6 protein-coding genes are annotated in these 6,708 nt (G+C 69.1%); 1 reads left to right on the top strand and 5 read right to left on the bottom strand.

The annotated features are described in order from the left end of the window. Positions 1 to 136 precede the first annotated feature (136 nt). Positions 137 to 946: a restriction endonuclease gene (locus tag HLK59_RS11635; RefSeq protein WP_240982348.1), complete on the top strand. Its 810-nt coding sequence runs from the start codon at positions 137 to 139 to the stop codon at positions 944 to 946. 224 nt (positions 947 to 1,170) lie between these two features. On the opposite strand, the gene HLK59_RS11620 is transcribed toward HLK59_RS11635, so the two are convergent. From HLK59_RS11620 to HLK59_RS11605, 5 genes are all read right to left on the bottom strand, one after another. Further along, complete coding sequence (locus HLK59_RS11620) at positions 1,171 to 3,507, bottom strand: tetratricopeptide repeat protein (RefSeq protein WP_171141277.1); 2,337 nt, start codon at positions 3,505 to 3,507, stop codon at positions 1,171 to 1,173. A gap of 141 nt (positions 3,508 to 3,648) precedes the next feature. Then, entirely contained in the window at positions 3,649 to 3,723 is a 75-nt protein-coding gene (locus HLK59_RS52360) for a hypothetical protein (RefSeq protein ID WP_346779710.1), read from the bottom strand. Further along, on the bottom strand, positions 3,720 to 3,833 hold the full coding sequence (locus tag HLK59_RS52355; protein WP_346779709.1) for a DUF397 domain-containing protein: 114 nt from the start codon (positions 3,831 to 3,833) through the stop codon (positions 3,720 to 3,722). The genes HLK59_RS52360 and HLK59_RS52355 overlap by 4 nt, the downstream gene beginning before the upstream one ends. 14 nt (positions 3,834 to 3,847) lie before the next feature. Further along, entirely contained in the window at positions 3,848 to 6,241 is a 2,394-nt protein-coding gene (locus HLK59_RS11610; protein ID WP_171141276.1) for a tetratricopeptide repeat protein, read from the bottom strand. Next, positions 6,238 to 6,657, bottom strand: a complete 420-nt coding sequence (locus HLK59_RS11605; protein ID WP_171141275.1) for a hypothetical protein — start codon at positions 6,655 to 6,657, stop codon at positions 6,238 to 6,240. Before HLK59_RS11605 ends, HLK59_RS11610 begins: the two co-directional genes overlap by 4 nt. Between the last annotated feature and the right edge of the window lie 51 nt (positions 6,658 to 6,708).

Genomic DNA, 6,708 nt, shown 5'->3' with positions numbered 1-6,708 from the left:
GCTTCACCTGGCACGTCTGTGTTGTCAGCCACAGCGCGAGTGTTGCCGCCCATTCCGGATCTGCGGAGTCGATCAGCTCTGTGACCACTGGAAAGAGCTGCGGAGACCGTCGGCGTTGACGTCCGAGGTGACGTCCATGTCCCTCCTGGTCATCCGATCCGGCCATGGCCGACTCGCGCCCTTCTCGTACTGCCTCGGTCGGCCCACACTGCGGGACACGGACCTGTGGGGGAGGACATCGACGGTGACGAGGCGCGGGCGGGGTGCGGCAGCTCGCAGGCGACGGGCGACGCGGCTGAAGTCGGTGGTGGTCGGCGGTGGCCTGGTACTGGTCCTGCTCGTGGTCTTCTGGTCGGTCGTGTGGCCGTACGTCACGGGGGCTGTGAGTCTCGGCGCCGTCGCGGCGGTCGGATGGTGGCTGTGGCGTACGGACCGGCTTGTGCGTGCGCGGGATCGTCTGTGGCGGCAGGAAGAGGTAGTGAAGGCCGGTCGCCGGACACTTGCCGACGTGGACGCGATGACCGGCACCGAGTTCGAGGATCTCGTCGCAAGCCTGTGCCGACGGGACGGATGTACCGACGTACGGCGTGTGGGCGGCGCCAACGACAACGGCGCCGACGTCGTCGGCCGACTTCCGGACGGCAGGACCCTCGTCATCCAGTGCAAGCGCTATACACCGACCAGCACGATCGCGAGCCGTGAACTGCGTGATCTGCTCGGCGCCAAGGTGCACTGCGGGGCTGACCTGGCCGTGTTCGTCACGACCACGCGGTTCAGCGGCCCTTCCCAGAAGTTCGCGGTGCAGAACGGAATTCTCGCCGTGCACCGGGATCACCGGGGACTGTGGAACAACGGGGCCTCGCTGCTGTCCCTGAGTGAGGTGAACGGCCGTGGGCAGGGCGACTCCCGGCACCGGGCACGTTGGAAGCGGGCGTACGGGAAGTGACCTTCCCCCTAAGCAGCCTCCTCCATCGTCAGATTGCCTGCGCGCCAGGCGCGGATGAACGGGGCCCACGAAGTGGCGCGGAAGACGATTACCCGTTGCTGCGGATCTTTTGAGTCGCGGACTACGGCTTTACCCAGCGGGGGGGGGGGTGAGGAATTCCATGCAGTTGTTGTCGTGCCCGCTGTAGCTGCTCTTGATCCATATGCGGGTCGGTGCGGTGTCCGTCAACGCTGTACATCCTTGTCATGTCCAGTCCGGGGCGCTTCGTCAGCGTGGAGGTTTGACCCGAAGGCGTCAAGGTGAGCCTGTTGGCAGTCGAGTGTGTCGGGGTGTGCCTCTCCGAGGACCCGGATGCACGCTTCGAGATTCAGTACGGCGAGCGGTTGTGCCGCTGTGATGTCGCCGGCGCCGGTGAGAATACGGATCAGCCCGGTGCGCATGGCCAGGGTGTGCGGGTGCTCAGCGCCGAGCACCTCTTCACGGGCGGTGAGGACCGAGCGCGCTGCGGCTTCCGCCTCCGTCCAGCGCTCCTGGGCGCACAGGATGCCGGCGAGCAGATCCCGGATGACGAGAGTGCGCGGGTGCTCGGAGCCGAGGGCGCGTTCCCGCTCCGCGAGCGTGGCGGAAGCAAGGGCCTCGGCCTCGTCGAGACGGCCCAGCCGATACAGCGCCCAGGCCAATGTGTGGCGTGCGGCGAGCGTGTACGGGCTGGTGGGGCCGTGTGCTGCTTCGCTGGTGGCCACGTTGGTGCGGGCCAGTGCCTCGGCCTCGTCCCAGCGCTGCTGCTCGCCGATGGCTTCGGCCAGGCAGGCGGTGCTCATGATCGTGGCGGCGTCTTCGGGGCCGAGGACCCGCCTGCGGCCCTCGACGGCGCGGCGCAGGTGCAGCTCGTCCTCGGCCCACTCGCCCAGCCCGTACAGGGCCAGGCCCAGCGCGTGGGCGCTGTCGAGCGTCTGGACGTGGTCGGCGCCGAGCTGTGTTTCGCGGGCGCGCAGGACTTCGCGGTGGATCTCGACGGACTCGGCGTAGCGTCCCAAGTCGGCAAGAGAACAGGCGAGTTCGTATCGGTCGTCGAGCAATTCGGCCTCCGTGGCAGCGGACACGGACGGTGGGACGTGCACGGCGGACTCCGCGAGAAGGTGTGTCGACGTGTAGTCGCCGCGTGCGCGGCTCTGGTCGCGGAGGTAGCGGACAAGGCCGAGGGCCTTCGGTACGGCGGCCGAGCGGGCGGCAACAGTGCGGCGTAGCAGTGCCAGCGCGTGCGGCGTGAACAGCCGCAGGGTCTGGGCGTCGAGGCAGGTGCCCTCGGCTTCGCCCTCGTGTAGCAGGTGGTCCAGCAGTTGGGTGGCGGCGGCCAGGATGCCCTCGCGCTGGTCGAGGGGGATGCGGGCGGCCACGGTGTCCAGAAGGAGGGCGTGGGCCTGGAGGCAGGGGACAGTGGGCAGGCCGACGTCTCCAGGAATGTCGAGGTCCGCCACCATGGACTGCGACATCAGGCCCCGCAGGGCAGCGTCCGCCTTCCGCGTAGGCAGTGGCGGTTCGGCCTGGGCGAGGGTGGTGAGCCCGAGCCGGTGGGCGTGGAGCAGGCCGATGGGCAGAGGGTCGGGCGCGTAGCAGGACAGCAGCCACATCAGCGGTGTCGCCTCGGGAACGCCCCGGTCGGCCAGCGCGTCCAGCGAGATCTGCCATGTGGAGCTAATCAGCCGACGCAGGTCGCGCTCGTCCGGGTCGGCGGCTTCGTCCAGGATGCCGCTCGGGTCCTCGCGTAGACGGCGGAGGAACTCGTCCACGGTGACGGGATCGAGCCGCCGCTGGCCGAGGTAGGCGCCGGCGAGGGTGAGTGCGAGGGGATGGCAGCCGAGGCCGTTCGCGAGTCTCTCCAACGCGGCCTGGTCGTAGCCGGTCACGTTGAGGTCACGCAGGACGCATACGGCGTCGTCCAGGCCGAGGACGTCGAGGCGGCGGCGGTCGGCGTCCCGCCATAGGGGTGCGCTGCCGTGCCTCGTGGTGACGAGTACGGTGCCGCGCCGAGAGCCGCGCAGCCAGCCGCCGTCGCCGAACACGCTCGGGTCGTCGGCGTTGTCCAGGACGAGCAGCCACGGTTCGGCGGCGGCATCCAGGCACTGCCAGACGAGATCGGCGGCGGGACGTCGCCCGACCCGCGCCGCCTCCACCTGACCCGGATCGGCGCCACGGTCGAGAGCGACCGCCAGCATGCCGGCCCGGAACGCGACCTCGGTGGCCGCGTTCACCCACAGTCCCACCACGCCCCGCGCTACGACCTCGTGGAAGAGGTCCTCGGCGAGGACGGTCTTTCCGCTTCCCGCGGTGCCGTAGAGGACGAACTTCGAGTGTGAGACGCCGGGATGTCCGATGGCGTGCAGTACGTCACGGCGAATCTCGTGACGGTCCCGGACGGGGGAGGGGGACCGCACGGCGAGCGGCATGCGTACCGAGTCCGGCCCCGACCGGTCGGATGCGGCGGGACCCGGACTCGCATCGCGGTGGACGACGTACTGCCCGATCTCCACGTTGTACTGATCCCGGGCGGCGCTGGCCAAGCGGGCGTGATCCCGAAGAGAGACATCGGCAGCGGCGGGATGCAGCGGCGACGGTTTGGACGTATCGCTCATCGCGCTACCGCCGGGACTGATATCGCGTCCGGCGCCGTGAACGACCAGTTCTCATCAGCCTGCCAGTAGTCATGATCCACGCAGTTCACCTTGCTGTACAGCTTCGACGAAGGGCGTCCATGAGAGGTCCGAGAAGTCGATCACCGGGCCGTGGGGCAACTTCGAGTCGCGAATGGGGGCTCTGTGCAGCGGGGGGGGGTGAGTAGTTCCACGCACCCGTTGTCCGCACCGCTGTAGCTGCTCTTGCGCCACACGCGTATCGGCTCGGTCACGGTTTTCCGTCCTCCTGGTCAACTACTCTGCTGCGAGCGAAGGGTGTTCCCGCGGAGGCTGCGAGCGCTGCCTCGTACTCCGTACGACACGCCAGCGTATCCGGATGATCATCACCTAGAACGCGGACGCACGATTCGAGCGTGCGTGCCGCCAACTCCTGTGCCTCTGCGATGCGTTCGGTGCTCCGCAGGATGCGGGTCAGGACGATCTCGATCGAGAGCGTGTGCGGGTGCTCCGGTCCGAGAACCTGTTGTCGGACGGCACGTACCGCCTGTGCGGCCTCCAGAGCCTGCGCCCACCGACCGAGACGGGACAGGACGTCCGCCAGGCGCTGTCGCGCGGCGAGTGTCCGGGGATGGTCCTTGCCTAGGACTCGCTCGCTGCCTTCCAGCGTGGTGCGGGTGTGGGCTGCCGACTCCTCCAACTCCCCGGTGCCGGCGAGCACCCAGGCGAGGGCAATACGACTCAGCAGGGTGTGCGGGTGGTCGTCACCGAGGGCCCGCTCGCTCACGGTGAGGTTCTCGGCCGCCAACTGACGGGCTTCGTCCCAGCGTTGTTGCTGGCCGATGGCCTCGGCCAGTCGGCCTCGGCTGTCGATCGTGTCCGGATCCGTGGTGCCCAGGACGAGGGCACGCCCGTCCGCGGCGCGGCGCATGAACCGCTCGTCCTCCGCCCAGCGGCCGAGGCCGTACAGAGAGATGCCGAGGGCATGCGTGCTGTCCAGGGTGTCCTCGTGTTCGGCGCCGAGCAGGGTCTCCCGCGCCTCCAGCGTTGACCGGTGGACCGTGGCGGCCTCGGTGAACTGACCGAGGGCGGTCAGTACCCGGCCACGCTCGTGGCGGTCGGTCAGGGCTTCCGCAGTTTCCTGTCCATCGGTGACGTGGGCGGCGTCGTCCGCGAGAGCACGGGTCGTGGCGTAGTCGCCGCGCACATACGACTGGTCGCGCAGGTCGCGGACGACGGCCAGGGCCGACGCGGTTGCCGCGTCCGCACGATGTGCGGCGGCGTGCTTCAGCAAGGCGGAGGCGTGGGGCGTGAAAAGGCGCAGGGTGTGGGGATCGACGTATCGGCCCGAGCCCGTCGACAGGAGCCGTTGCAGCAGAGCGGCGGCGGACTCCAGCAGCAGTGCGCGCTGGTCGACCGGAATGCGCGACGCGACCGTCTCCAGGAGCAGCGGGTGAGCCTGGACGCTGGGTACGGCGGCGCGCTCGGTCCCGCCATCGGCCTTGATGAGCGAGACGAGGGTGTGTGTTTCCAGTCCTTCGAGCGCGACGTTGGCGCGTTCGCCGGTGAGCGGTGGGACAGCGTGCGGCAGCCCGGTGTCCTCCAGACCGGTCGGCGAGAGCACCCCGACGGGCAGGGGCGCCGCACCGAAGCACGACAGCAGCCTGAGCAACGTCGTTGCCTCGGGAATGCCCTGCTCGGTCAGGGTGTCCAGGGAGATCTGCCACGTGGAGCTGATCAACCGTCGCAGTTCCTGTTCTCCGGGTTCCGCACCGCGATCGAGCAGCGACGGGTCGGCGTCGAGGCGCTTCAGGTATTCGTCCACTGGGACCGGCTCCAGGAGTTGTCGGCCGAGGTAGTTGCCGGCGAGCGAGAGCGCCAGCGGGTGGCCGCCCACTCGTCGCGCCAGCAGTTCCAGCTTGGCGGTGTCCTCCGTGCTGACCACGAGGTCCCGGAGTACGTCGACGGCGTAGGAAACGTCGAGAACGTCGAGTCGATGCCTGGCGGCCCGGCGCCAAACGGCGGCGTCCCGGAGCCGGGTAGTGATCAGTACGATGCCGCGGCTGCTCGACCGTAGCCAGGCACCGTGGCCGAAGACGGACGGATCGTCCGCGTTGTCCAGGACGAGCAACCAGGGCTCGGGCGAGCTGTGCAGGTAGTGCCAGACGAAATCCGCGTCCGCGCGGCGGCCCTCGCGCGCGGCATCGACTTCCTGCTGCGAGGCACCCCGGTCGTGGGCCACCGCCAGCATCCCGGACCGGAACGACGAGCGATCGGAGGCGTTGACCCACAACCCCACGACTCCATGGCGGACGACGGCTTCGTCGAACACCGTCTGGGACAACGCGGTCTTTCCGCTGCCCGCCATGCCATGGACGACGTGCAGGCCGTTCTCCGCGGTCGCCGGGTCAGCGATCGCCTTGAGGAGCGCCTCTCGTACTTCGAGCCTGTCCCGCAGCGGTGAACTCATCGGAGCGACCAGGGGAGTGCGTACCGACTCGGGGCTCGCCCATTCCAACCCGAGCCCGGGAAAGGGTGGTTCGGACTGCCGGACGGAGTAGTCCACGATGATCTGGTTGCCGCCGGCTTGGTACACCTGGCTGTGCCCGTCGGTGGCAGCCCGCAGGACGTGGCTCCCGTGCGGAGCGTCCGGGTAGCCGGTCATCGCTCGATGATGTGCTGGTCCCGGCCGGCCTGGTAGATGCGCGCGTGCCCGGACGCGTGAGCGTGCATCTGTACTGCGGGAACGGGAGGCCGTTCACCTTCCGGCAGGGACGCCCTGGCCTCGGCCAGGACGTCCTCAAGGTCCTGAGCGATGGACGGATCGGCGGCAAGAAGGCGCCTCAGCCTGCGACGCCAGTCCCGCTCAAGGTCCTGGGTGCCTTCGGTATCGCCCTCCTGCTGCGCCGCGAGGATCTCCTCGCGTGTCTCCTCCAGCGCTGTGCCAATCTCGTCAGCTTGCACAGGGCGTACCCGACGCCATAGGGCCACCACGCCGTCGCGTGTCCGCTGCCATGCGTCGGTGGCCATCAGTCCGACGACGGTGATCGCGGCGGTCTGCGCCAGCGACTCTGGATCCATGACCGACTCCCCCGCACCTTTGGACACTTGACGACGATGATAGGCAGCGGC

Origin of the sequence: Streptomyces sp. S3(2020), assembly GCF_013044505.1 — a bacterium.
Lineage (GTDB): Bacteria > Actinomycetota > Actinomycetes > Streptomycetales > Streptomycetaceae > Streptomyces.
This window is presented reverse-complemented; position numbering and strand designations above follow the sequence as displayed.

What these genes read in the sequence shown, in the direction of transcription:
- HLK59_RS11605 (WP_171141275.1), bottom strand. Translation starts at nt 6,657, where the DNA reads ATGGATCCAGAGTCGCTGGCGCAGACCGCCGCGATCACCGTCGTCGGA.
- HLK59_RS11635 (WP_240982348.1), top strand. Translation starts at nt 137, where the DNA reads ATGTCCCTCCTGGTCATCCGATCCGGCCATGGCCGACTCGCGCCCTTC.
- HLK59_RS11610 (WP_171141276.1), bottom strand. Translation starts at nt 6,241, where the DNA reads ATGACCGGCTACCCGGACGCTCCGCACGGGAGCCACGTCCTGCGGGCT.